This window comes from Nocardia sp. IFM 10818 (genome assembly GCF_054655275.1).
On sequence record NZ_BAAHJH010000001.1, the window covers coordinates 4926013 to 4949650 of the forward strand.

The following is a 23638-nucleotide window of genomic DNA, read 5'->3' on the forward strand; positions in this document are numbered from 1 at the left end:
TACCCGGTTACGACGACTTGTAGTACGCATTCGTGTCGTTGTCTCCGTAAACTTGTGGGATGGCAGGTCTTGGTGAACTCGAGAAAGCGGTCATGGACCAGTTGTGGTCGGCCGATGAACCCCAGACGGTGCGGCAGGTCCACGAGGCTCTCGCCGAGCGCCGCGAGCTCGCGTACACCACGGTGATGACTGTGCTGCAGCGTCTGGCGAAGAAGAATCTGGTGGTCCAGCAGCGCGACGATCGCGCGCATCGCTACGCCCCCGTGCACACTCGCGACGAACTCGTCGCCTCCCTCATGGTGGACGCGCTCCAGCAAGCCGATGAAGTCGGCAGCCGCCGGGCGGCGCTGGTGCACTTCGTCGAACAAGTCGGAGCCGATGAGGCTGCCGCATTGCGCGATGCACTCGCTAAGCTCGAAGCAACCGAGGCGGCGCGCAAGCAGTCGGGAGAGGGCAAGCAGCCTTAAACGACAACCTCGGCCAGACCCCCACAACGTAGTGAGCTGAGGAATGGACGTAACAGCGGCGGTATTCGCCGGTCTCGCATTGTTTCTGGCGGGACCGGCCCCGGCGCTGCTCAGCCGAGCCCAATGGCCCTATCGCAGTCCCCGTGCGGCACTGGTGCTCTGGCAGGCGATCGCGCTCGCGGCCGTGCTGTCGGCATTCAGCTCCGGCCTGGCCATCGCCAGCCGGCTGCTCGTGCCCGGACCCGATGGACGGCCCACCACCACCCCGAGCCAGGAGATCGACGCGCTCGGCCTGCCGCTGTGGCTGGCCTATGTCACCGTCTTCGCGCTCACCCTGCTCATCGGCGCGCGGCTCATCTTCTCGGTGATCCGCGTCGGCGTGCACACCCGGCGGCGCCGGGCCCGGCACCGCATGCTGGTCGACCTGCTCGATCAGAGCGGGGTGGAGCGCAAGTCCGCCGATATCCGGGTGCTGGCCGCCGCCGAACCCATTGCCTACTGCCTGCCCGGCATCCGCCAGCGCGTGGTGCTCAGCCAGGGCACCGTGACCAATCTTTCCGATGAGGAGTTGACCGCGATCGTCAGCCACGAACGGTCGCATCTGCGCGCCCGCCACGACCTGGTGCTGGAGGCGTTCACCGCCGCGCACGAGGCCTTCCCGCGGGTGGTGCGCTCCAAGTCCGCGCTGGATTCGGTGAAGCTGCTCATCGAACTGCTCGCCGATGATTCGGCGGTCAAGGTGACCGGACCCACTCCCCTGGCCCGCGCCCTGGTGGCCTGCTCCAATTCCCCTGCCCCGCAGGGCGCCATGGCCGTGGGCGGGCCGACCACGCTGATCCGCATTCAGCGGCTGGCCGGGCCCATGGGCGATCTGAAGATCGCGGCGGCCGCCTATCTGGCCGCGGCCGCCATTCTGGTGGTGCCGACCCTCGCCGTGGCCATTCCGTGGCTGCAGGAGCTGAGCCGGCTGCTGGTGACGCGTGCCTGAGACCTTTGCGGAGCTGGGTCTTCCGCCGGTGCTGGTGCATGCCCTGCGCCGGGACGGCCTCGACAAGCCCTTCCCCATTCAAGCCGCCGTCATTCCCGACATCCTCGCCGGTCACGACGTACTCGGCCGCGCCGCAACGGGTTCGGGCAAAACCCTGGCCTTCGGCCTGCCCATGCTGGTCCGCCTCTTCGGCGCGCCCTCGGCGCCGGGCCGGCCGCGCGGCCTGATCCTCGCCCCGACGCGCGAGCTGGCCATTCAGATCGAATCCGCGCTCGACGAGCCCGCGCTGTCCCTCGGCCTGCGCATGACCACGGCCGTCGGCGGCCTGCCGATCAAGAATCAGGAAGAGCGCCTGCGCCGCGGCGTCGACCTGCTCATCGCCACCCCCGGCCGCCTCACCGACCTCATCGGCCGCAAGGCCGCCGACCTGTCCGCGGTTGTGGTGGTGACGGTCGACGAGGCCGACCACATGTCCGAACTCGGCTTCCTGCCGCAGCTCACCGCGGTCCTCAACCGCGTCCCGGAACAGGCTCAGCACCTGCTGTTCTCGGCCACCCTGGACGAGACCGTCGACACGCTCATCGAGCGCTACCTCGACGCCCCGGTCCGGCATGCGGTGTCGGAGCAACCGGGAACACCGAAAGCCGATGCGGGAGAAGGGGATCCCGCCACCGGAGATGCCGCGCCGGCGCGTGCGCCCGGCAGCGAGCCGGGTGCGGACGCGGCCGCCGCCACCACATCGGGCACGTCCGCGCCCGACATCGCGCACTACGCCTTGCACGTGCGCCGCAATGACAAGCGCACCGTCGTCAACGAGATCGCCGCGCGCGCCGGCCGCACGCTGCTGTTCGTCCGCACCCAGTACGGCGCCGACAAATTGGCCCGCCGCCTGCGCGAATCCGGGATTCCGGCCGCGGCGCTGCACGGCGGAAAATCGCAGAACCACCGCAATCGCACCCTGGCCGCCTTCGCCGACGGCACCGCGCCCGTCCTGGTCGCCACCGATGTGGCCGCGCGCGGCATCCACGTCGACGACATCTCCCTCGTCGTGCACGTCGATCCGCCGGAGGATCCGAAGGACTACCTGCATCGCACCGGCCGCACCGCCCGCGCGGGGGCGAGCGGCACCGTGGTCACCGTCGTCACCCCGGACGAGCGCGCGGAGGCCGCCGAGATGGCCCGCCGCGCCAGCGTCACCCTCACCGATGTGGAGGTGCGCCCCGGCGATCGCCGCCTGGCCGAGATCACCGGCGCCCGTCGCCCCTCCGGACGCCCGGTCCCCGATCCGGCCGTTCCCGTTGCCGCCGAGCCCGATTCACCGCGACCGTCCTTCCGGCCGCGCGTCGATCCGCGCACCGGCAGCCGCCAGCACAATAAGAAACGCAAACCGGGCGCGGCGCGGCGCTCCGGTCGCTGAGATCAGGGGTCCGGCGACACTCCGGCATCACCCTGGACACGCCGAGGGCTTCACCGCGCCGGACCACGACGGCTATTGCTGAGCTACCCGCTCAGGTGAGGTCGGCATCCCCATCGATCACCTCGAGGCGGTATTCGAAGCGATCGATCCGGTGTCGCCGATGGCGATGCGGTCGGCGAGCTCGGATGTGCCTGTCACAGCGCGAAATCACGGCCACCCCGGCGGGCGCGCAACCGGATGCGACCGGCTCGCCGCTCCGCACACTTCCAGCGTCCGGCCGTCCGGAACAACCTTTCGGAATGACAACGTGTTCGACAGCACAGCGTTGCAATGGGCACTGCGTACCAACTGTGGCCGAGGTGGCCGACTACACTGGTGCGTTGCATGCGTGACACCAGGTAGCGCGCGAAGGGCAATCCGGCCCAGTGGATGACCTTCGGGTGAATTCGTGCCATATACCTGCTATCGGAGCATGGAGAACACGAAAACCCCACGTCAACCTATGGAGCGGCAACAACCGTGCAGTTTCTTCCCGGGCAGAATCCGCCCTACGACTTGACCTACGACGATGTCTTCCTCGTCCCCAGCCGGACGGATGTGACCTCGCGTTTCGATGTCGACCTGTCCTCGAGCGACGGCACCGGCACCACCATTCCGCTGGTCGTCGCCAATATGACCGCCGTCGCCGGCCGCCGCATGGCCGAGACGGTGGCCCGCCGCGGCGGCATCGTGGTGCTGCCGCAGGATCTGCCGATCCCAGCGGCCGCGGACACCATCGCCTTCGTGAAGAGCCGCTCGCTCACCGCCGACACCCCCGTCACCCTGGATCCGGATCAGTCGGTGTCCGATGCGCTGGCGCTCATCCACAAGCGCGCGCACGGCGCCGTCATCGTGGTCGAGGACGGCAAGCCGGTCGGCGTCGTCACCGAGGCCGCCTGCGCGGATGTCGACCGCTTCGCCCGGCTGAGCACCGTGGCCGAGACCGATTTCGTCTCCGCCCCGGCCGACGCCTCGCCGCGTGAGGTCTTCGACCTGCTGCACGCCCGCCATCGCGATCTGGCCGTGCTGGTCAATGCCGACGGCACCCTGGCCGGCGTCATGACCCGCACCGGCACCATTCGCGCCGGCATCTACCAGCCCGCCGTGGACGCCCAGGGCCAGTTGCGCATCGCCGCCGCGGTCGGCATCAACGGCGACGTCCCGGCCAAGGCCAAGGCCCTCGTCGACGCCGGCGCGGACGTGCTGGTCATGGACACCGCGCACGGTCACCAGATCAAGATGCTGGAGGCGCTGCGCTCGGTGGCCGCCCTGGATCTGGGCGTGCCGCTGGTGGCGGGCAATGTGGTCTCCGCCGCGGGCACCCGCGATCTCATCGAGGCCGGCGCGGACATCATCAAGGTCGGCGTGGGCCCCGGCGCCATGTGCACCACCCGCATGATGACCGGCGTGGGCCGGCCGCAGTTCTCGGCCGTGGCCGAATGCGCCGCCGCCGCCAAGGAATTCGGCAAGCACGTGTGGGCCGACGGCGGCGTCCGCCACCCGCGCGATGTGGCGCTGGCCCTGGCGGCGGGCGCGTCGAACGTCATGATCGGCTCCTGGTTCGCGGGCACCTACGAGTCGCCCGGCGATATGCGCATCGACCGCGACGGCAATCGCTACAAGGAGTCCTTCGGCATGGCGTCCAAGCGCGCCGTGGCCGCCCGCACCGCCTCCGATTCCGCCTTCGACCGCGCCCGCAAGGCGCTGTTCGAGGAGGGCATCTCCAGCTCGCGCATGCGCCTGGATCCCGAGCGCCCGGGCGTGGAGGACCTGATCGACCACATCACCTCCGGCGTGCGCAGCTCCTGCACCTACGCCGGCGCCCGCACCCTCGCGGAATTCCACGAGCGGGCCACACTGGGCGTGCAGTCGGCGGCCGGTTTCGCCGAGGGCCGTCCGCTGCCGTCGGGCTGGTGACCATCCTGTAGCACCGCACAGTCGAGCCCGGCGAGTCGCACCGACTCGCCGGGTTCGAGGTGTCCGGGCCGGTCATATCTGTGTCTGAGCCGGTCATACCGGAGGCCGTGCGCCCGAACAATAGCCATCGCGTTTCACCCGGTACCATGTGCGATACCGGACCCGTTCGGCACCACCGAGCGATTGCCGCACCACTACCGTCCTTCGAAAGGAACCAGTTGTCACCCGCGTCCAAGGGCGCCGCTCAGGAGGGCTCCTCTACCGAGCCGGGTGACAAACCCGGCGTTCCCGTTCTCCCAGCACTACACGCGACCGGGCGGTGCTGATCGTGTCGGTCGTGTTCACCGTTCTCAGCCTGCTCGGCTTCATCGCTCTCACCGCCGGAACCGCGCTCTTCGTCGCGGCGGAATTCTCGCTCACAGCCCTGGAACGCAGCACCGTCGAGGCTCACGCCCGCGAGGGCGATCGCCGCGCCCGGCAGGTGCGCCAGGCGCATCGCACGCTCTCCTTCCAGCTCTCCGGCGCACAGCTGGGCATCACCATCACCACGCTGATCACCGGCTATATCGCCGAGCCGGTGCTGGCCCGGCTGCTGGAGCCGGTCTTCACCGCCCTCGGCGTGGGTAGCGCTGCCGCACACGGCATTTCGCTGGCCCTGGCGCTGATCCTGGCCACCTCGCTGTCCATGATCTACGGCGAGCTGGTGCCCAAGAACATCGCCATCGCCGCGCCGCTGTCCACCGCGCGCACCACCGCGGGGCCGATGATCTGGTTCTCCACCGTCTTCCGCTGGATGATCAATTTCCTCAATGGCACCGCCAACTGGGCCGTGCGCCGGATGGGCATCGAACCGGCCGAGGAACTGCGCTCCGCGCGCTCGCCGCAGGAATTGGGTTCGCTGGTGCGGACTTCCGCGCTGCACGGCGCGCTCGATCAGCGCACCGCGCAGGTGGTGGACCGGTCGCTGCAGTTCGGTGACCGCAGCGCCGAGGAGCTCATGACGCCGCGGGTGAAGATCGAATCCCTGGACAAGGACGACACTCTCGCCGATCTCATCGAGGCCGCGGGCCGCACCGGGTACTCCCGGTTCCCGGTCATCGACGGCGATCTCGACAACACCCTCGGCGTGGTGCACATCAAGCAGACCTTCCTGCACCCGGTGCGGACGCGCCGCACGGTGAAGCTGTCGTCCATCGCGCAGCCGGTGCCGATCGTGCCCGCCAGCCTGGACGGCGACGAGGTGCTGGAGCGCGTGCGCGCCGACGGCATGCAGGTGGCGCTGGTGGTCGACGAATACGGCGGCACCGCCGGCCTGGTCACCATGGAGGACATCATCGAGGAGATCCTCGGCGATGTCCGCGACGAGCACGACGAGGAGGAACTCGATGTGCGCCGCACGCCCGCGGGCTGGGACTGCTCCGGTCTGCTGCGCATCGACGAGGTCTCCCGCACCACCGGATACGACGCGCCCGAGGGCGAATACGAAACCCTCGGCGGCCTGGTGCTGACCCGGCTGGGCCGCATCCCCGAGACCGGCGACGAGGTGCTGCTGCCGCATCCGGGCAGCGGTCACCACAATGGTTTCGAACCGCACACCGACGGCGGCTGGATCGCGAAGGTGGAACGCATGGACGGCCGCCGCATCGACCGGGTGCTGTTGCGCCCGGTGACCGCCGAGGTCCTGGCGAGCTGGGAGCACGACCATGGGTGATCTGTGGGCCATCGGCCTCACCGTGCTGCTGCTGCTCGGCAACGCCTTCTTCGTTGCCGCCGAGTTCGCGCTCATCTCCGCCCGCCGCGACCGGCTGGAAGCCCTTGCCGCACAAGGCAAGCGCTCGGCCACCACGGTCATCCAGGCCGGGCAGAACCTGTCCATGATGCTGGCCGCCGCGCAGCTGGGCATCACCATCTGCTCCATCCTGCTGGGCCGCGTCGGCGAACCGGCGGTGGCGCATCTGCTGGAGACGCCCTTCGATCTGCTCGGCGTGCCCGATCAACTGCTGCACCCGATCTCGTTCGCGCTGGCCCTGACCATCGTGGTGGTGCTGCACATCCTGCTCGGCGAGATGATTCCGAAGAACATCGCCCTGGCCGGTCCGGAACGGGCCGCGCTGCTGCTGGTTCCGGCGCATCTGATGTTCCTGCGGCTGGCCCGGCCGCTGATCGCGGTCTACAACCTGGCGGCGAATCTGACGCTGCGGGCGCTGCGCATCGAGCCCAAGGACGAGCTGGACGCCACGGTCTCCTCGGTGGAGCTGGCCGAGATGTTCGGCGAATCCCATTCCGAGGGCCTGCTCGACGAGGAGGAGCATCGTCGCCTCACCCAGGCGCTGGGTTCCAGTGACCGCATAGTCGCCGATGTCATGGTGCCGCTGGCCAAGACCCGCTCGGTGCCGCTGCGCGGTGACGGCACCACCCTCGGCGATATCGAAACCGCGGTCGCCGAAACGGGATTCTCCCGCTACCCGGTGCGCGCGGCCGACGGCTCCCTGGTCGGCTATCTGCACGTCAAGGATGTGCTCGACCTGGTGGCCGACGACGAGGCGGGTCCGGCGACCCCGATCCCCCGCACCGATATCCGCCCGCTGCCGACGGTGAGCATGGGCACCACCCTCTTCGAGGCCCTGGCCCGCCTGCGCCGCACCAACTCCCATCTCGGCCGCGCGGTCGACAGCCGCGGCAATACCGTCGGCATCGTCGCCCTCGAGGATCTGGTGGAGGAGTTCGTCGGCACCGTCCGCGACGCCACCCACCGCATCGCCGAATGATCGTGAACACGCCGCGATCGCTGCCGGAACCCGAATGGCGCGCGCGGGCCGCGGCCCATCGCGCCAAGGTGGACGACCTGGTCGGCCCGTACCTGCGGGCACGGGCCGACGGGGCCGAACATCCGGTGATCGACTTCCTGTTCACCTATTACGGCCACAAGCCGGCGCAGCTGAAGAAGTGGCATCCCGGCTGGGGCGTGGCCCTGGCCGGGGCCGCCGAGTACGCCGAAGCCCGCGGCTACCACCGGGTTCCGGGCGACGCCCCGGCCTGGACGGCGGATCCGGCATTCCTGGCCAAGCGTCGCGGCACGCTCGAATTCGTGACCGAGTTGCTGTCGGCCACCGCCTCCCGGCCCACCCAGCTGTCCTGTTTCGGACTGCACGAATGGGCCATGGTCTACCGCAGCGACGAGGTGCGCCATCAGCAGGTCCCGCTGCGCCTGGGCCATGCGGGCACCGATGCGGTGGTCGAGTCGATGCAATTGCGCTGCACCCATTTCGACGCCTTCCGCTTCTTCACGCCCGAAGCCGTCCCGCTCAATATCGAGCCGCTCACCCGCGCGGACCAGATCCATCGCGAACAGCCCGGCTGCCTGCACGCGAACATGGACATCTACAAGTGGGGCTTCAAACTCACCCCGCTCATCGATTCCGATCTGCTCTTCGACTGTTTCGAGCTGGCCTGCGCGGCCCGCGAACTCGATATGAGGGCCAGCCCTTACGATCTCGCCGCCTACGGCTACGACCCGATCCGCATCGAAACGCCCTCGGGCCGCGCCGAATACGTCCGCGCCCAATCCGATATCGCCGCCCGCGCCACGGCCCTGCGCACCCGACTCGCCGAGGCGTGCCGGGAACTCCTGGCCGTGGCGGCCACGCCCGGTCCATGATTGGACATGTCGGAAACCAATAAGCACAACCTGGTCTACTTCGAGAATCCGTCCATGCGCGGGCTCTACGAATGCATGGAGGAGTGGCAGGTGCTCAACAAGCGGCGCCTGCTCTCCATCAGCGTGCAGCAGGATCGCGACAACTACTGCTGCATCGCCCTGACCAACCCGACCGAGGTCGTGATCACCAGCGCCGACGGCGCATTCCACGCGCAGGTCAGCCGGTTCGGCATGCTCGCCGTCGACGCGCAGTAGCACCCGGCCGACCCGCGTGGCTCAGCGGAAGGCGTCGGCGCGCCGTGGCCCGGTCCCGGAAGGTGCTCGCAGGCACGGCGGCATTGCCGGATTCGGACGAGATCCCCACCAACCCTACCGAGCGGTCAGTTTTTCGGTTACTGTCCCAGACGTCGCCGGGGACACAGTGCGCACCGTGCTGTGCCGCCGGTCACGGATGTAGTGGCTCGTGGAAACGGGGGTGCCGCAATGTGGCGGTTCGCGAATGCGCGGCGGTCGAAGCCGGGGATCGTGGCGATCAGTGCGCTGCTGGCGGCGGCCATGCTGCCGATGGGCGGGGCGGCGGCGGATTTCCGATCCGAGTTCGCCGAGGACGTGCAGCAGTTCTTCGACGTCGGCCGCACGGCGGTGCCGCGGGCGGAGTGCGGGGCGGACGCGCTGCCGGAAACCGGTCTGCAAGGCGATGTTCCGGCCGCCGACCGCAATAGCGGGCGCAGTACACAGGGGTATCGGTGCAATCTGTCCTTCGTCGGCGGGTATGTAGGCAAGGGCGCGGGGATCACCTCCGCCAGCTTCGAGCACTGCTCCTACACCGGGTCGCTGTTCCCCGGGAATCTGCTCGGGCCCGCGCAGGGTGTGCAGGTGCTCGATGTCTCCGATCCGGCGAATCCGGTGCTGACGGCGACGCTGACCGAGCCGGCCATGCTGGCGGGGACGTGGGAATCGCTGAAGGTCAATGCCGAGCGAAAGCTGCTGGTGGGCACCGGCGTTCCGATCGGCGAGGGCGCCGGGTACCTGTCGGTCTACGACATCTCCGATTGCGCGCATCCGCGGCTGCTGAATCCGGGGCCCGGATCGAATCTGCTCATGCCGCTGCCGATCACGACCCATGAGGGCGGATTCTCCCCGGATGGGCGGACCTATTGGGCCTCCGGTATCGCACCGGGCTTCGTGAGCGCGGTCGATCTCACCGATCCGGCGAATCCGCACGTGATCTGGCAGGGGCTCACCGGGATCGAGGCGCACGGGTTCGGGATCAGCCCGGACGGCAACCGGATGTATCTGTCCGCGCTGGGCGGATTCACCGTGCTCGATATCAGCGCGGTGCAGCGTCGGGATCCGAATCCGCAAGTGCCGCACCTGGGCCGGGTGTTCTGGACCGACGGCTGGGCGACCCAGCACAGTATTCCGGTCACCTATGCCGGGCGGCCGTACCTGTTCACCGCGGATGAGGGCGGCGCGGGCGGGGTGAAGCTCGTCGATGTCTCCGAGGACGGCAATCCGCGGGTGACTGCCAAGATCAAGCTGGAGATCAACCTCGTCGAGAACCAGGACGCGGCGCTCGCCTCGGCCATGGGCGGCTCGATCTTCTCCTACGACGCACACTACTGCGCCGCGGACCGCCCGGACAATCCCACCGCCCTGGCCTGCGCCTGGCAGGAATCCGGTATTCGCGTCTTCGACGTGCGCGACCCCGCCGCCATTCGCGAGGTCGCCTACTTCAATCCGCCCGCCCGCACCGGCCGCAATCTCGAACTCTGGAATTCCCCGCACGCCCTGGCCTCTATCATCGGCGTGCCCGGTATGGGGTTCCCCGCGGTCGCGCGCGCCATTCTGGAGGGCAAATTCGATCCGGCCCAGGCGCTTTCGGCGCGCAGCGGCATGATCGCCTTCGGCGACCTGTCCACCGACTGGTGCTTCTCGGCCCCGGAATGGCACGGCAACCAGCTGTGGACCAGCTGCAACGACAACGGTTTCATGGTGCTGCAACTGTCCGACGAGGTCTACACCCCGCCGGCCGATCAGCGGTCCGTGGTGGGCTCGTGACGGCCGCCCGCTGGACCCGCGCCGCCGCCCTGGCCGCCGTCACCCTGCTCGCCCTCGGCGCGGGATTCCTGCTGCGGCCCCTGCTCGTCCCCGAGAACCGTTCCGCGCCACCGGTTCTGACGCCCACCGAGATCGGCTTCATCCAGGACATGTCGCTGCACCACCAGCAGGCCCTGTTCATGGTGCAACGCCTGGACCCGGCGGCCGATGCGGGCATCCGCCGCCTCGCCACCCAGATCGCCGATACCCAGCGCGCCGAGATCGGCACGCTCACCGGCTGGTTGCGCCTGGCCAACGCCTCTCCCACCAATCCGAACCCCATGTCCTGGATGCACGGCGAGAGCCATGCGGCCCACGGTGCTTCGGCGGTCATGCCCGGCATGGCCACCCTCGCCGAGCTCGACGTGCTCTCCGCCGCTCGCGGCGCGGATGCCGAAACCGTATTCCTCCAGCTCATGCTGCGCCACCACGCGGGCGGTGTAACGATGGCCAAAGCCGCCGACGAGCTGATCACCGCCGGCCCGGTCAAGGAAACCGCCCGCGCAATGATCACCTCCCAGTCCCAGGAAGCCGGGCTGATGACCCTCCTGCTCGCCGAACGCGGCGCGCAACCCTTGTCGTAGCCTGACATTGGTTCGATCACCCTGGGAGGAACCATGTCGTGGACCCTGACAAAGGACCCGGCCGCATTCGATCGCGCCGCGAGCGCATACTTGGCGTCCGATCCGATCCGCCACACCATCCCGCTCTCGGTCGTCGCCAATCTCAGGGCCGGGCGCGCGAGCTACGATGCGACGCTGTTCGGCTGGTGGACCGATGAAACCCGCACCGTCACCGCCGTATTCATTCACACCCGCCCTGGCCCCTCGGGCTCTACGGAGTCCGGGAGCCCGCGGCCAGCGAGCTGGTCCGGCTGCTGACCGAGGGCGGTCACGAGATCGGCGAGGTGAACGCCGAAGCGGCGACCGCGCACCTGTTCACCGGCGCGTGGACGGACGCCCACGGGCGAAACACCAAGGCCGCCACCGGCATGCGCCTCTACCGCCTGGGCGAGCTCATCGCCCCCGCGCCGCCCCCGCCCGGTGCGGCACGGCAAGCCGGGGTCGCCGACACCGACCTGATCGCCCAGTGGTTCACCGCATTCCAGGCCGAGACCGGCGGCCCGCCCGCCGATCAGCACCGGTCCGCCGCGACCCGTATCGAGCTCGGCACGGCCGTCCTCTGGGAGGACGACGGCCCGGCGGCGGTCGCCTGCTGCTGGCTGCCGTTCCACGGCGTCGCCCGTATCGCTCCGGTCTACACACCGCCCGCCCGGCGCGGACACGGATACGGCGGCGCGGTCACCGCGGCGATCGTCCAGCGCGCCCGGGAACTGGACGCGCAGGAGGTCGTGCTGTTCGCCGACCTGGCCAATCCGACCAGCAATGCGCTCTACCAGCGCTTGGGATTCCGGCCCGTCGCCGACTTCGCCATTCGCGAGATGTGCTGAGCGCCGGCCGCCCGAAACCCGCTCGCACCCGCTCCGAGCCGCTCGGTATCGTCAATCTTGTTCGACGTGCCGCCGTGCTTTTTCGACGTGCCACCGTGGCCGGGAGAGGTTGATCCACGCATGACCGAGGCCCATCGCATGACCGAGGCCCATCGCATGACCGAGTCGCAGCAGCTCACCATTCCGGACCACATTCACGGCTACCCGGATATCGCTTTCGGCGGCTATGTGGCCGGACTGCTCGCCGCCCGCAGTCCGGCCGACACCGTGCGCGTGGATTTTCGCCGTGCGCTCCACGTCGGCAGGCCGGTACACCTCATCGAATCCGGCGACGACCGCGCCGCTCTGACCGCGCCGGACGGCAGCGTCCTGGTGGAGGCGAGCCCGTCGGCCCTCGCCATCACCCCGCCCCCGGCGCCGTCCTGGGCGGTGGCGAAAACCGCGACCGAAACCGCCCTCACCTCCCCCCAACGGCAGGTCACCGACTGCTACGGCTGCGGTATCGCCTGTCCGCCCGGCCGCGGGCTGCGCCTGTTCCCCTGGTCCACACCCGATCACGTCCTGATCGCCGCCGCCTGGACTCCCGATCCGAACCTCGCCGACGCCAGCGGTGAACTACCACCCGAGGTGGTGTGGGCCGCCCTCGACTGCCCCGGCGGCATCGCCGCCTGGGTCCAATCCGATATGGGCCAGGGCGCTTTCACGGCCGCCTTGACCGCCACCCAGCTCCGCCCGGTCCCGGCCGGAGCCGAATACATCTCCCACGCCTGGTCGATCGCCCGCGACGGCCGCAAACACACTGTCGGCGTAGCCCTCTCGACCGCCGACGGCGACCTGTGCGCCCTCGCCGAAGCCCTCTGGATCGAGCCGAAGCCTGCCTGATCGCCTCCGCCGCACCTGGACGAGCGATCACCGGGAACTGATGGCGGCATCGGCCGAGTAGCCCCCGCCACCAGTTCCCGGTCGGTGATGTTTCGGATTGTCAGCGGCGCGTCAGGTTGCCGGTGACGGTGAAGTCTCCGGCGGAGTCCGTGCCGGTCATCAGGGTCATCTGCTGGTCGCCCTGCGTGGCGATGGTCCAGAAGCGCAGTGTCACAGTGGAATCGCCCCGGGTGCAGGTTTGCGCGGGCGGGTCGAGCTTGGCGGTGTTGCCGCGGGCCAGCAGGGTCCAGTGGCAGCCGTCGGTGACCGCGGTGAGGCGGTTGGCGTAGTTTCCGGTGAGGGTCACGGTCGCACCGGCTTTCGCGGGCGGGGAGCCGTAATGCCACACGCCTTCGAACTGCGCGGCGGCGGCCGGATCGAATTCGGGGACGCGGGTGCGGGCGCCGTGGGCGAGGGTGAATTCGTAGTCGCGGTCGGCGTGATGGCTGGTGGCGGTGAGGGATTCGGTCTCCCGGTCGCCGTCGACGCGCACAGTCCATTCGCGCATGGTGTAGAAGGCGCCGAGGACCGGGTTGCGGCAGGTCTGGCCGGGTGGATCGAGTGTCAGGGCGTCGCCGGTGACCCGGAACTGCCAGGTGCAGCCCACGTCGGTGCGGCCGGTGACATGCTCGGAATCGGTTGCGGTGAAGACGATATCGCCGATCTGCGGGCCTTCGGCGCCCGCGGCGAGACTCAGCGCCGCCATATTGATCTTCGTCGCGCTGTCGGGATAGTCGTAGTTCCAGCGGCCCTCGTAGGCGGCGGCCGGACTCGCGGTAGCGGGCGGCGCGAAGGGCGTCGCCGCAAGGCTGGTGAGGAGGAGAAGTGGCAGGAGTTTTCGGAACATGGCTGACCGCCATCCTTCGGCTAGATAATCTAGAGGCCAGGTTCACCAGATAACTAGAAAACCTAGTAATCAGAATGCCGAGAGGTTAGTGGGATGTCAACGGAGAAGGGCGCTTTGGTCGATGCCGTGCTGGCCGGGATCGGGCGCACCGTCGAACGCGGGCTGCGCATGAACCAGACCGCGGCCGCGCGGCTGGGGATCAATGCGACCGATATGCAGTGCCTGCAGCTGTTGCAATACGGTCCGCGCACCTCGAGCGAGCTGGCCAAGCTCATCGGCATGACCACCGCGTCCATGACCGCGCTCATCGATCGTCTGGAAAAGGCGGGATTCGTGACGCGGGTCCGCGACGAGCACGATCGGCGCCGGGTGCTGGTGCATCTCGCGCTCGATCGGGCCCGCGGGGATATCGCCCCGATCTTCGGCCCGCTGGTCGGCGGCTGGCGACGATCGCTCGACGGCTACACGGTTCAGGAACTCACCGTGATCAGCGATTTCCTGAACCGGGTCGAGCGGGGATTCGATGCCGCGCTGGACGACTAGCCGGATTCACTCGGGCAAGGCATTCACTCCGGCCAAGCGGACCCCTCGATGACGTCCACGAAGTTGGGTCGCACGTAGCCGGGCGAGAAGCGCTCCAGCACATCGGCTTTCACATTGCCGAAGGTGGTGGCGGGACGGTGGGCGATGCCGTCGGTGAAGGCCGCCAGGATGCGGCGCTTGAAGTCCGGGCGGGGGTGGGCCGCGACGACGGCCGCGCGGACCTCGGCGGAGAGGTCGTCGAATCCGATTCCGAGGACGTCGTATTCGACGCCCGCGGTCACCAAGGCGATCTCGGGGGCCATGCGGGCAGGGATGTCGGGTGTCGTGTGCAAGGCGATGGCGGTCCACACGGTGTCGGCGGCGGTGCCGGCGAGGCCGTGGGACAGCAGGAATCTGCGCGCCTCGTCGGCGCCGTCGATCTCGAAGCGCTGATCGGCCGTGCGGTACTTCTCCGTCAGGCCCAGGTCGTGGAACATGGCGCCGACGTAGAGCAGTTCGGGATCGAAGTCCAGGCCGCGGCGGCGTCCTTGCAGCGCGCCGAAGAGGAAGACGCGGCGGGAATGGTCGAAGACCAAGGGCGTAGCGGCTTCTCGCACCAGCTCGGTGGCTTCGCGGGTCAGACGGGTGTCGGGGATGTCGATATCGGCGATGCGTGTCATGCACCGAGCATCGCCGTCACCGCCGGGTCCCCACCATGTCCATCCGGCCGGGTATCCCACAGATCTGGCCATTACCCTCGGTCCGGTGACCCATCGAAGGATCGCCGTCCTGGCCTACGACGGAGTCCGCCTGCTCGATGTCGCGGCTCCGCTCGAAGTACTGAGCACCGCGATCGAATTGGGCGCCGACTACGACGTGACCGTCTGCTCGCCCACGGGACGAGCGGTGAGCACCTCGGCGGGCGCGACGCTCGGCGCGACCGCTTCGTTCGCCGAGATCGGCGACGTGCACACGGTGGTCGTCCCGGGCTCTCCCAGGCTTCCCGCCGCACCCGCACCGGGCGAACTCGTCGACGCCATCACCGCTCTCGCGGGCACCGCGACCCGCATGACCTCGGTCTGCACCGGCGCTTTCGCCCTGGCCGCCACCGGCCTGCTCGACGGCCGCCGCGCCACCACCCACTGGCGGCACACCGCCACCCTCGCGCGCGCCTATCCCAGGATCACCGTCGAACCGGATTCCATCTACGTGCGGGACGGTTCGGTGCTCACCTCGGCGGGTGTCAGCGCGGGCATCGATCTCACTCTCGCGCTGGTCGAAGCCGACGCGGGCGCGGACCTGGCCCGGGAGGTGGCCCGCGACCTGGTCGTCTTCCTTCAGCGCCCGGGCGGCCAATCCCAGTTTTCGGCCGCCTCGCGGCTCCCGCGGCCACCGCACGATCCGCTGCGGTCGCTGCTCGACGAGGTCGTCGCCGACCCGGCGGCCGATCATTCCCTGTCCGCCATGGCATCCCGCTCCGCCCTGAGCGTGCGCCACCTCACCCGCCTGTTCCGCGAACACCTGGGCACAACCCCCGCCGCCTTCGTGGAGTCGGTGCGCGTGGAAGCCGCGCAGACCCTCCTGGAATCAGGCGAATCCGTCACTCGAGCCGCCCGCCGCTCCGGCCTCGGCAGCGACGAATCCCTCCGCCGAGCCTTCCTCCGCCACTTGGGCATCACCCCCTCGGCCTATCGCGCCCGCTTCCGCACCACCCTGCAGCTGGACGTGTGATCACCGGGAACCGGTGGCGGCATCGGCCGAGAGAGCCACGCCACCAGTTCCCGGTCGGCGGTGTTTCACTCAGGCGGAACGCAGTTCGGCGGCGCCGAAGGAGACGTTGAAGCGGTCGCACCAGATGGTGACGCTGGTCAGCTTGGCCAAGTCGGCCTCGGCGGGGATGTCGTAGTTCTGGCTGCCCTTGTTGCCCTTGAGGTTTCCGAGTCCCAGGTGCTCGCCGTCGTCGAAGACGCGCCAGCCGTCGACGCCGGGGATGACCGGGGCGTCGGCGAGCCAGACGTGCAGGTCGGGGCCGTCGCTGGTGTCGAGGTTCTCGAGCCGCAGGACGCGGCTGCCGTCACCGAGCTGGAGGACGGCGACGGTGCCCGAGGTGGCGTGCTCGTGGGAGATGAAGGTGCCGGTGTAGAGGGTGCGGGTCTCCGGAACCGGGGCCGCGCCCGGGGTCACCGGGGCGCTGATGGTCGGCGCGGCCTCTTCGACCGTGGTGCTGGTGAACAGGCGCCACGGCTGGAACAGGTACAAACCGACGGCCAGGGCGATGACGGCCACACCTGCCACCACCCAGGTGATGCGAGAGCGTGCGATTCTGCCTACCGAAACCATGTCCTGCCTCCACGTGTCGTCTCGACCTGTCAGGTCGATTCAACGCGCTCGGGACGCGGTCCGATAGGCGGAATCGCCGCTCGTCAGGGATTCGTCAGAGATTGCCGACGGTGTGTTCCAGGCGCTGCGCAACCAGTTCGCGGGCCCGCTCGCGCAGGGCCGGGCGGTAGCCGCTGGGGTAGACCGGGTCGCCGGGCGCGTAGGTCTCGAGGACCTTCTTGGCGAGAGTGATCTTGTGGACCTCGGTGGGCCCGTCCGCGATGGCCATGACCTGGGCGTAGTTCATCATGTCCACGAAGGGCAGATCGGTGCTCACGCCGATCGCGCCGTGCAGGTGCATGGCCCGCTGGGCGATATCGTGCATGACCTTGGGCATGGCGACCTTGATGGCGGCGATGTCGTGGCGGACCTTGCGGTAGTCCTGCTCCTTGTCGATGCGCCAGGCGGTGCGCAGCACCAGCAGGCGGAACTGCTCCATCTCGATCCAGGACTCGGCGATCTTCTCCTGGGTCAGCTGGAGACCGCCGAGGACGCCCTTGCGCATGGGGCGCGACACCGCGCGCTCGCACATCATGTCGAAGGCCTTGCGCACCATGGCGACCGTGCGCATGGCGTGGTGCACGCGGCCGCCGCCCAGGCGGGTCTGGGCCACGATGAAGCCGAGGCCCTCGGCGCCCAGCAGCGCGTCGGCGGGGACGCGCACATCGGTGAAGCGCAGATGTCCTTCGTGCTCACTGAAACCGGGGACGGTGAAGTTCTTCACGATCTCCAGTCCGGGGGCGTCGGCGGGGACGATGAACATGGACAGCCGCCGGTGCGGTTCGGCGTCGGGATCGGTGACCACCATGACGATGTGGAAGCTGGCGAAGGCCGCGGCGGAGTTGAACCACTTCTCGCCGTTGATGACCCATTCGTCGCCGTCGCGGACGGCACGCGTCCGGAACGCCGTCGGATCCGAGCCTCCGGTCGGCTCGGTCATGACGTAGCAGGAGCCGATCTCGCCATCGAGCAAGGGCTGCAGGTATTTCGCCTTCTGCTCGGGCGTGCCGAAGTGGGCGAGGATTTCGGCATTGCCGGAATCCGGCGCCTGACAGCCGAAGACCAGCGGCGCCCACTTGGAGGTGCCGATGACCTCGTTGAGCAGCGCCAGTTTCAGCTGGCCGTAGCCGGGGCCGCCGAGTTCGGGGCCGAGGTGGCAGGCCCACAGGCCCTGCTCTTTCACCTTCTCCTGCAATGGTTTCATCAGCGCCCGGATCTCCGGGTTCTTGCGGTCGTAGGGTTCCGGGTAGAGCAGATCGAGGGGCTCCACCTCGGTCCGCACGAACTCCGCGACCCAGTCCAGCTTCCGCTGGTATTCCGGATCGGTGTCGAAATCCCAAGCCATGGTCAGCCTTTCATTTGTTTGCGACCGGTGCCGCGACACCGTCGAGAATGGTGGAGGTGAGGACGTCGGCGATCTCGTCGGGCGTGCGGCCGCCGTCCGGGCGATACCAGCGGCTGACCATGTTCAGCATGGCCACCACGCTGTTGGTGACGACATGGTCATTGGTCCGCAGCGCCCCGGCCGCATGCCCTTCGTCGAAAACCCTGTTCCAGCAACGCTGAATGCCTTCTCGCAGCTCCTGCAGGTCGGCCTCGCGTTCGGCGGTCAGCGCCCCGGCGTCGCGCAGGGCGATGGTCACCTCGTACCGGTGCTCGATGATCAGCACGATGTGGCTGCGAATCAGGTTGCGCAGCTTGACCAGCGGCTCATCGCCGCTGTCCGCGATCACCGCGGCCGCGTCGAACATGATCTGGGTGTAGTTGCGCCGGATCTGGAAGAGCAGCTCCTCCTTGGATCCGATGTGGTAATACAGCGCGCCGCGCTGGATCCCGGCCCGGTCGCCGATCTCGGCGACGCTGGTGGCGTGGAATCCCTTCTCCGCGAACAATTCCATGGCTGCGCGCACGATCCGCTCGCGGGTCTGTCCCGAATTCACCTCCGAGGCGGGCGGCCGCCCGCGCCGCCGCACCGGGGTCTCGGCGGTCATTGGAATCCGCCGTCGATCGCCAGCGTCGATCCGGTGCAGAACGCCGAGGCCTCCGAGGCCAGGAACAGTGCGGCCCCGACGATATCGCCCGGAGCCCCGATGCGGCCGAGCACCGTGTGCCCGGCCATGAACTCGCGCACCTCCGGCGGCCACGACTTGGCGATATCGGTATCGAAGGGCCCGCACCGAATGGTGTTGACCCGCACGGCCGGTCCATAGGTGCGCGCCAGGCCGACGGTCAGCGATTCCACCGCCGCCTTGGCCGCCGCGTACGGCACGGCCATGGGTTCGGGCTGGACCGCCTCCACCGAGGAGATATTGATGATCGAGCCGCCGCCGGCCGCCGCCATGCGCGCCCCGATGAGCGCCGACAGCCGGAAGGTGCCCTTGAGATTGGTGGCGATCACCTTGTCGAACATGGCCTCCGAGACCTCCTCCAGGCTCGGATACAGCAGGGACATCCCGGCATTGTTGACCAGCACGTCGACCCGCCCGAACTCCCCGTAGGCGGCCTCGACGAGGTGGCCGCACTGCGCCCAGTCCCCGACATTGCACTGCGCCGCCAGCGCCCGCTGCCCGGTCTTGTCGCGCACCTCGGTGGCCAATGCCTCACACGCCTCGATCTTGCGGCTGGCGATGACCACGTCGGCGCCGGCATCGGCGAAGGCCAGCACCATTTCCCGCCCCAGCCCGCGACTGCCGCCGGTGACCACAACAACCCTGCCGGACAACGTTTTTCCCATTAACGGCACCTTTGCGCGTCTACTCGAGGAAATGTTCCGCTGAGTACATTAAATGTACCGGGCGATACAATCAAGACCTGGCGGGTACCCGGGAACCACCCCCGAACAGCGGTGCCGCGCACGACCCGTGTTGACCCGCGAGTAACATGACGGGCGTACTTTTTTCCACCCGGCTATCTCGAAACGAGGCAGTAGATGACAGAGCGGATTCAGGTCGGCGGGCTGCAGGTCGCGCGCGTTCTTCACGAGTTCGTGGAGAACGAGGCTCTTCCCGGCACCGGCGTAGACTCCGCCGCGTTCTGGTCGGGTGCCGAGGCCGTCATCAACGACCTCGCTCCCCGCAACCGTGCTCTGCTGGCAGAACGCGACGACATCCAAGCCAAGATCGACGAGTGGCACCGCGCCAACCCCGGCACGGGCTACGACAAGGCTGCCTACAAGCAGTTCCTCACCGAGATCGGCTACCTGCGTCCCGAACCGGCCGATTTCCAGATCGGTACCGAGAACGTGGACGCCGAAATCGCCACCCAGGCCGGACCGCAGCTGGTCGTGCCGGTCATGAACGCCCGCTTCGCCATCAATGCGGCGAACGCGCGCTGGGGTTCGCTGTACGACGCGCTGTACGGCACCGACGCCATCTCCGAGGAGAACGGCGCGGAGAAGGGCTCCGGCTACAACAAGGTTCGCGGTGACAAGGTCATCGAGTGGGCCCGCAACTTCCTCGACGACGCCGTGCCGCTGATCACCGGCTCGCACATCGGCTCGACCAAGTACTCCATCGAGGACGGCGAGCTCGTGGTCGGGCTCGAGGACGGCACCGATATCGGCCTCGCCGATTCCGATGCGCTCGTGGGTTACCTGGGTGATCCGGCCAACCCGACCTCGGTGCTGCTGAAGCACAACGGGCTGCACATCGAGATCCAGATCGATCCGTCCTCCCCGATCGGCTCCACCGACACCGCCGGCGTCAAGGACGTCGTGCTGGAGTCCGCGGTCACCACCATCATGGACTTCGAGGATTCGGTCGCCGCGGTGGACGCCGAGGACAAGGTTCTCTGCTACCACAACTGGCTGGGCCTGATGAAGGGCGAACTGGCCGAAGAGGTTTCCAAGGGCGGCAAGACCTTCACCCGCACCATGAACCCGGATCGCGTGTACACCGCGCTCGACGGCAGTGAGCTCGTGCTGCACGGTCGTTCGCTGCTGTTCGTGCGAAACGTGGGTCACCTCATGACCTCCGACGCCATCCTGGACTCCGACGGCAACGAGGTGCCCGAGGGCATCATGGACGGCCTCATCACGGTGCTGGCCGCCAAGCACGCGCTGGTCGGCGACACCAAGCTGAAGAACACCCGCACCGGCTCCATCTACATCGTGAAGCCGAAGATGCACGGCCCGGACGAGGTCGCCTTCACCAATGAGCTGTTCGGCCGCATCGAGGAGGTGGTGGGCCTGCCCGCCAACACCCTCAAGGTCGGCATCATGGACGAGGAGCGCCGCACCACCGTCAACCTGAAGGCGTCCATCCACGCCGCCAAGGACCGCGTGGTCTTCATCAATACCGGCTTCCTGGACCGCACCGGCGACGAGATCCACACCTCCATGGAGGCCGGGCCCATGGTCCGCAAGGCCGAGATGAAGGCCCAGCAGTGGATCAAGTCCTACGAGGACTGGAATGTCGACACCGGCATCGCCACCGGCCTGCCCGGCAAGGCGCAGATCGGCAAGGGCATGTGGGCCATGCCCGACCTGATGGCCGAGATGCTGGTCCAGAAGATCGGCCACCCCAAGTCCGGCGCCAACACCGCCTGGGTCCCCTCGCCCACCGCCGCCACCCTGCACGCCACCCACTACCACCTGGTGGACGTGTTCAAGCGGCAGGCCGAGATCGCCAAGGGCGGCCCCCGCGCCACCGTCGACGAGATCCTCGAGATCCCGCTGGCCCCCAAGACCGACTGGTCCGCGGAGGAGATCCAGCAGGAGCTGGACAACAACTCCCAGGGCATCCTCGGCTATGTGGTCCGCTGGATCGACCAGGGCGTCGGCTGCTCCAAGGTCCCCGACATCAAGGACATCGGCCTCATGGAGGACCGCGCCACCCTGCGCATCTCCTCCCAGCTGATGGCCAACTGGCTGCGCCACGGCATCGTCTCCGAAGCCGACGTCATCGCCTCCCTGGAGCGCATGGCCCCGGTCGTCGACCGCCAGAACGCCGCCGACCCGAGCTACCGCGCCATGTCCCCCGACTTCGCGGGTTCCATCGCCTTCCAGGCCGCCAAGGAACTCGTCCTCGAGGGCACCAAGCAGCCCAACGGCTACACCGAGCCCATCCTGCACCGCCGCCGCCGCGAGGCGAAGGAGTACAACGCCAAGTTCGGCGCGTAACCCGCGCAGGCTGAGCAATACCGAGTCCCCGGTCGACTGCAGTCGGCCGGGGACTCGCCGCATGACCCGCGAACGAACGCGCTCGCGTCAGCAAACACCTACAGACTGATGCAACATCGTCATACACTCGTACGCATGACCGTACGCGTGACACTAAGCCTTCCGGACGAGATCTCCGATCACCTCAAGACCCTCCCGCAGGGCAAGCAGAGCGACTACGTGGCCCGCGCCGTTCGGCAACAGATGGTCGCCGAGGAAATGGCCATGATCATCCAGCAGCCCATCGATGAGGAACGCCTTGCCGAGGCCGAGATGCTCGCGTGGCAGAGCGATGAGTGAGCCGGGGCGGCAAGGCGAAATCTGGACGGTAACCGGCCCTCTCGGGCGAGCTCGAACGGTCGTCGTTCTGGACACTCCGGCGATGATCCACCAAGGCGGACTCATTCAGACTGCGACGGTTCACGAAGCACGCGAGGTTCCCTCCAAACGTCTCCTACTGTCCATCCCGATCCCCGGCACTTCCAGGATCGTCGCCGTCTACGATCTCGTCGGCTATCCCCTGTCGAACTTCACCAAGCTCGAAGGAATGATCCCCGCGGAGACTCTCGAACGAGTAAAGAACGGCCTTCGCGCCCGGTACGACCTCTAGATCGACCGATCGGCTGTGCGGTCACAGCGATTCTCATTTGCGCCAAGACGTTCCACGCCCTCCCTATCGCGGATACGCTGCGCTGCGATATCCGCCCGAATGTGAGGTAAGTCGATGGGTTCTACCGTCCTCGATGTCGTCAACCTGGTCCTGGCTCGCGTCAATGCGGCGTGGTCGTGGGCGTCCAGTGGGTCCTCGGGGCCGATGCCACTCTGAGACCTGTAATCCGGGTCTCTCCCGGAACAAAGGGGCGAGCCCCCTCGTTGTGTGTGTACGGCGAGGGGGCTTGCTGCTGTTAACGGCCGGTCCCGGCGGGGCGAAAAAGTCAGCGACAACGGCTGGGCCGTTGTGTCACCATCAGTTTCGAGAATGATCAACCGGCCTACGGGGCCACTAGCGGCAGAGAGGAGGAGACGGCATGAATCCGGTGTTTCCAGAGCAACATTCGGTGTTGATGGGATCGCAGGCCCGACTTACGGGCGATATGAAGCGCGATGAGCGCGGCGGCCGGGGCACCAGCCGTCTCCAGGCGCTCGTCTAGCGCATTCCGACTCTCCTTTCTGTTCGATTCCCTTTCACGAAACATGGTGACTCCCATGCTGTTCCGTCATGCCGACCCGGAAATAACCATCGACAACTGGATACACAGCGGCGTGCTCGTGCTCAATGCCTCGTTCGAGGCGCTGCACGAGATCCACGCCGAACGCGCTGTGGTGCTGCTGCTGAGCGGCGCGGCCGAGACCGTGGTCGATCGGGAGCCGTACTTCCCGATTCGCTCGAAGCATGTGGAGATCGCGCTGCCGGAGACCATCCGGCTGACGCGGTACGTGTATCTCGAGCACCGGGTGCTGGTGCACGACGAGAGCCGCGCCACGCTGCCGGCCGTGCTCAGGCGTGATCGGTACCGGTGCGGGTACTGCGCCGGGTGGGCGCGCACGGTGGACCACATTCGGCCGCGGTCGCGGGGTGGGCCGAATACCTGGTCCAACCTGATCGCCGCGTGCGGGCCGTGCAACACCTACAAGGCCGACCGGACTCCGGAGGAGGCCGGGATGCGGCTGCTGTGGGAGCCGAAGGCCCCCAATGACATGGAGAGAAGGCAGCGCCAGATCTGGAAGGACCTGGCTGCCAGCTGAGTGGAAAACAAGGTGATCGGACGTGAAAG

Annotated in this window: 25 protein-coding genes; 19 read left to right on the forward strand and 6 right to left on the reverse strand. The window is 68.1% G+C overall.

Annotated elements, in window-relative coordinates; all coding sequences use genetic code 11:
* Window positions 1-59 precede the first annotated feature (59 nt).
* The 13 genes from ACYQ5L_RS22800 to ACYQ5L_RS22860 all read left to right on the forward strand — a co-directional run bounded on the left by ACYQ5L_RS22800 (window position 60) and on the right by ACYQ5L_RS22860 (window position 12918).
* A complete protein-coding gene (locus ACYQ5L_RS22800) occupies window positions 60-467 on the forward strand; it encodes a BlaI/MecI/CopY family transcriptional regulator (RefSeq protein WP_459960002.1) in 408 nt (135 codons plus the stop codon).
* Window positions 468-510: 43 nt separating this feature from the next.
* Entirely contained in the window at window positions 511-1455 is a 945-nt protein-coding gene (locus tag ACYQ5L_RS22805) for a M56 family metallopeptidase (protein ID WP_379194325.1), read from the forward strand.
* Entirely contained in the window at window positions 1448-2872 is a 1425-nt protein-coding gene (locus ACYQ5L_RS22810) for a DEAD/DEAH box helicase (RefSeq protein WP_459960004.1), read from the forward strand. The genes ACYQ5L_RS22805 and ACYQ5L_RS22810 overlap by 8 nt, the downstream gene beginning before the upstream one ends.
* A 519-nt stretch (window positions 2873-3391) precedes the next feature.
* Entirely contained in the window at window positions 3392-4828 is a 1437-nt protein-coding gene (locus ACYQ5L_RS22815) for a GuaB1 family IMP dehydrogenase-related protein (RefSeq protein WP_459960006.1), read from the forward strand.
* A gap of 328 nt (window positions 4829-5156) precedes the next feature.
* Window positions 5157-6539 (forward strand): hemolysin family protein, encoded by a 1383-nt coding sequence (locus tag ACYQ5L_RS22820; RefSeq protein WP_459960008.1) that lies wholly within the window; start codon window positions 5157-5159, stop codon window positions 6537-6539.
* On the forward strand, window positions 6532-7596 hold the full coding sequence (locus tag ACYQ5L_RS22825) for a hemolysin family protein (RefSeq protein ID WP_459960010.1): 1065 nt from the start codon (window positions 6532-6534) through the stop codon (window positions 7594-7596). Before ACYQ5L_RS22820 ends, ACYQ5L_RS22825 begins: the two co-directional genes overlap by 8 nt.
* Entirely contained in the window at window positions 7593-8486 is an 894-nt protein-coding gene (locus ACYQ5L_RS22830) for a 3-methyladenine DNA glycosylase (protein WP_459960012.1), read from the forward strand. Before ACYQ5L_RS22825 ends, ACYQ5L_RS22830 begins: the two co-directional genes overlap by 4 nt.
* Window positions 8487-8492: 6 nt before the next feature.
* Complete coding sequence (locus tag ACYQ5L_RS22835; RefSeq protein WP_379194332.1) at window positions 8493-8741, forward strand: hypothetical protein; 249 nt, start codon at window positions 8493-8495, stop codon at window positions 8739-8741.
* 228 nt (window positions 8742-8969) lie between these two features.
* Entirely contained in the window at window positions 8970-10547 is a 1578-nt protein-coding gene (locus ACYQ5L_RS22840) for an LVIVD repeat-containing protein (protein WP_459960013.1), read from the forward strand.
* Window positions 10544-11170: a DUF305 domain-containing protein gene (locus tag ACYQ5L_RS22845; protein ID WP_459960014.1), complete on the forward strand. Its 627-nt coding sequence runs from the start codon at window positions 10544-10546 to the stop codon at window positions 11168-11170. Before ACYQ5L_RS22840 ends, ACYQ5L_RS22845 begins: the two co-directional genes overlap by 4 nt.
* A 33-nt stretch (window positions 11171-11203) precedes the next feature.
* Window positions 11204-11467 carry a hypothetical protein gene (locus tag ACYQ5L_RS22850; protein WP_459960016.1) on the forward strand — a complete coding sequence of 88 codons (264 nt, stop codon included), beginning with the start codon at window positions 11204-11206 and terminating at the stop codon, window positions 11465-11467.
* A gap of 26 nt (window positions 11468-11493) precedes the next feature.
* The gene (locus ACYQ5L_RS22855) at window positions 11494-12036 is read left to right on the forward strand and encodes a GNAT family N-acetyltransferase (protein WP_459960019.1); all 543 of its coding nucleotides are present in this window, start codon (window positions 11494-11496) and stop codon (window positions 12034-12036) included.
* Between the two features lie 120 nt (window positions 12037-12156).
* Window positions 12157-12918: a PaaI family thioesterase gene (locus ACYQ5L_RS22860; protein ID WP_459960021.1), complete on the forward strand. Its 762-nt coding sequence runs from the start codon at window positions 12157-12159 to the stop codon at window positions 12916-12918.
* Window positions 12919-13018: 100 nt separating this feature from the next.
* Here the strand turns inward: ACYQ5L_RS22860 and ACYQ5L_RS22865 are convergent, their stop codons facing one another.
* Window positions 13019-13804, reverse strand: coding sequence for a hypothetical protein (locus ACYQ5L_RS22865; RefSeq protein WP_459960023.1), 786 nt, complete (start codon window positions 13802-13804; stop codon window positions 13019-13021).
* A gap of 93 nt (window positions 13805-13897) precedes the next feature.
* On the opposite strand from ACYQ5L_RS22865, the gene ACYQ5L_RS22870 reads away from it, so the two are divergent.
* Window positions 13898-14347, forward strand: coding sequence for a MarR family winged helix-turn-helix transcriptional regulator (locus ACYQ5L_RS22870; protein WP_459960025.1), 450 nt, complete (start codon window positions 13898-13900; stop codon window positions 14345-14347).
* Window positions 14348-14370: 23 nt separating this feature from the next.
* Here ACYQ5L_RS22870 and ACYQ5L_RS22875 read toward each other — a convergent pair whose 3' ends face one another.
* Complete coding sequence (locus ACYQ5L_RS22875; RefSeq protein WP_459960026.1) at window positions 14371-15006, reverse strand: HD domain-containing protein; 636 nt, start codon at window positions 15004-15006, stop codon at window positions 14371-14373.
* 85 nt (window positions 15007-15091) lie between these two features.
* Between ACYQ5L_RS22875 and ACYQ5L_RS22880 the strand changes: the two genes are divergently transcribed.
* On the forward strand, window positions 15092-16057 hold the full coding sequence (locus ACYQ5L_RS22880; RefSeq protein WP_459960027.1) for a GlxA family transcriptional regulator: 966 nt from the start codon (window positions 15092-15094) through the stop codon (window positions 16055-16057).
* Window positions 16058-16126: 69 nt separating this feature from the next.
* On the opposite strand, the gene ACYQ5L_RS22885 is transcribed toward ACYQ5L_RS22880, so the two are convergent.
* The 4 genes from ACYQ5L_RS22885 to ACYQ5L_RS22900 all read right to left on the reverse strand — a co-directional run bounded on the left by ACYQ5L_RS22885 (window position 16127) and on the right by ACYQ5L_RS22900 (window position 19439).
* Window positions 16127-16666 (reverse strand): DM13 domain-containing protein, encoded by a 540-nt coding sequence (locus tag ACYQ5L_RS22885; protein ID WP_459960028.1) that lies wholly within the window; start codon window positions 16664-16666, stop codon window positions 16127-16129.
* Between the two features lie 94 nt (window positions 16667-16760).
* Window positions 16761-18050: an acyl-CoA dehydrogenase family protein gene (locus ACYQ5L_RS22890; protein WP_459960030.1), complete on the reverse strand. Its 1290-nt coding sequence runs from the start codon at window positions 18048-18050 to the stop codon at window positions 16761-16763.
* A gap of 10 nt (window positions 18051-18060) precedes the next feature.
* On the reverse strand, window positions 18061-18696 hold the full coding sequence (locus tag ACYQ5L_RS22895; RefSeq protein ID WP_459960031.1) for a TetR/AcrR family transcriptional regulator: 636 nt from the start codon (window positions 18694-18696) through the stop codon (window positions 18061-18063).
* Window positions 18693-19439, reverse strand: coding sequence for an SDR family NAD(P)-dependent oxidoreductase (locus ACYQ5L_RS22900; protein WP_459960033.1), 747 nt, complete (start codon window positions 19437-19439; stop codon window positions 18693-18695). The genes ACYQ5L_RS22895 and ACYQ5L_RS22900 overlap by 4 nt, the downstream gene beginning before the upstream one ends.
* A 195-nt stretch (window positions 19440-19634) precedes the next feature.
* Between ACYQ5L_RS22900 and ACYQ5L_RS22905 the strand changes: the two genes are divergently transcribed.
* From ACYQ5L_RS22905 to ACYQ5L_RS22920, 4 genes are all read left to right on the forward strand, one after another.
* A complete protein-coding gene (locus ACYQ5L_RS22905) occupies window positions 19635-21824 on the forward strand; it encodes a malate synthase G (RefSeq protein ID WP_459960035.1) in 2190 nt (729 codons plus the stop codon).
* A 135-nt stretch (window positions 21825-21959) separates the two neighbouring features.
* The gene (locus ACYQ5L_RS22910) at window positions 21960-22163 is read left to right on the forward strand and encodes a hypothetical protein (protein WP_459960037.1); all 204 of its coding nucleotides are present in this window, start codon (window positions 21960-21962) and stop codon (window positions 22161-22163) included.
* A gap of 82 nt (window positions 22164-22245) precedes the next feature.
* Window positions 22246-22473 (forward strand): hypothetical protein, encoded by a 228-nt coding sequence (locus ACYQ5L_RS22915; RefSeq protein ID WP_459960039.1) that lies wholly within the window; start codon window positions 22246-22248, stop codon window positions 22471-22473.
* 596 nt (window positions 22474-23069) lie between these two features.
* Entirely contained in the window at window positions 23070-23609 is a 540-nt protein-coding gene (locus tag ACYQ5L_RS22920; protein WP_459960041.1) for an HNH endonuclease, read from the forward strand.
* Window positions 23610-23638: the final 29 nt, after the last annotated feature.

Bases quoted from the DNA above. Each gene is read 5' to 3' on its own strand.
- ACYQ5L_RS22900 (WP_459960033.1), bottom strand. From the start codon at position 19,439: ATGGGAAAAACGTTGTCCGGCAGGGTTGTTGTGGTCACCGGCGGCAGT.
- ACYQ5L_RS22910 (WP_459960037.1), top strand. From the start codon at position 21,960: ATGACCGTACGCGTGACACTAAGCCTTCCGGACGAGATCTCCGATCAC.
- ACYQ5L_RS22800 (WP_459960002.1), top strand. From the start codon at position 60: ATGGCAGGTCTTGGTGAACTCGAGAAAGCGGTCATGGACCAGTTGTGG.
- ACYQ5L_RS22905 (WP_459960035.1), top strand. From the start codon at position 19,635: ATGACAGAGCGGATTCAGGTCGGCGGGCTGCAGGTCGCGCGCGTTCTT.
- ACYQ5L_RS22835 (WP_379194332.1), top strand. From the start codon at position 8,493: ATGTCGGAAACCAATAAGCACAACCTGGTCTACTTCGAGAATCCGTCC.
- ACYQ5L_RS22850 (WP_459960016.1), top strand. From the start codon at position 11,204: ATGTCGTGGACCCTGACAAAGGACCCGGCCGCATTCGATCGCGCCGCG.
- ACYQ5L_RS22870 (WP_459960025.1), top strand. From the start codon at position 13,898: ATGTCAACGGAGAAGGGCGCTTTGGTCGATGCCGTGCTGGCCGGGATC.
- ACYQ5L_RS22830 (WP_459960012.1), top strand. From the start codon at position 7,593: ATGATCGTGAACACGCCGCGATCGCTGCCGGAACCCGAATGGCGCGCG.
- ACYQ5L_RS22805 (WP_379194325.1), top strand. From the start codon at position 511: ATGGACGTAACAGCGGCGGTATTCGCCGGTCTCGCATTGTTTCTGGCG.
- ACYQ5L_RS22825 (WP_459960010.1), top strand. From the start codon at position 6,532: ATGGGTGATCTGTGGGCCATCGGCCTCACCGTGCTGCTGCTGCTCGGC.
- ACYQ5L_RS22915 (WP_459960039.1), top strand. From the start codon at position 22,246: ATGATCCACCAAGGCGGACTCATTCAGACTGCGACGGTTCACGAAGCA.
- ACYQ5L_RS22860 (WP_459960021.1), top strand. From the start codon at position 12,157: ATGACCGAGGCCCATCGCATGACCGAGGCCCATCGCATGACCGAGTCG.
- ACYQ5L_RS22920 (WP_459960041.1), top strand. From the start codon at position 23,070: ATGCTGTTCCGTCATGCCGACCCGGAAATAACCATCGACAACTGGATA.
- ACYQ5L_RS22865 (WP_459960023.1), bottom strand. From the start codon at position 13,804: ATGTTCCGAAAACTCCTGCCACTTCTCCTCCTCACCAGCCTTGCGGCG.
- ACYQ5L_RS22875 (WP_459960026.1), bottom strand. From the start codon at position 15,006: ATGACACGCATCGCCGATATCGACATCCCCGACACCCGTCTGACCCGC.
- ACYQ5L_RS22840 (WP_459960013.1), top strand. From the start codon at position 8,970: ATGTGGCGGTTCGCGAATGCGCGGCGGTCGAAGCCGGGGATCGTGGCG.
- ACYQ5L_RS22885 (WP_459960028.1), bottom strand. From the start codon at position 16,666: ATGGTTTCGGTAGGCAGAATCGCACGCTCTCGCATCACCTGGGTGGTG.
- ACYQ5L_RS22890 (WP_459960030.1), bottom strand. From the start codon at position 18,050: ATGGCTTGGGATTTCGACACCGATCCGGAATACCAGCGGAAGCTGGAC.
- ACYQ5L_RS22895 (WP_459960031.1), bottom strand. From the start codon at position 18,696: ATGACCGCCGAGACCCCGGTGCGGCGGCGCGGGCGGCCGCCCGCCTCG.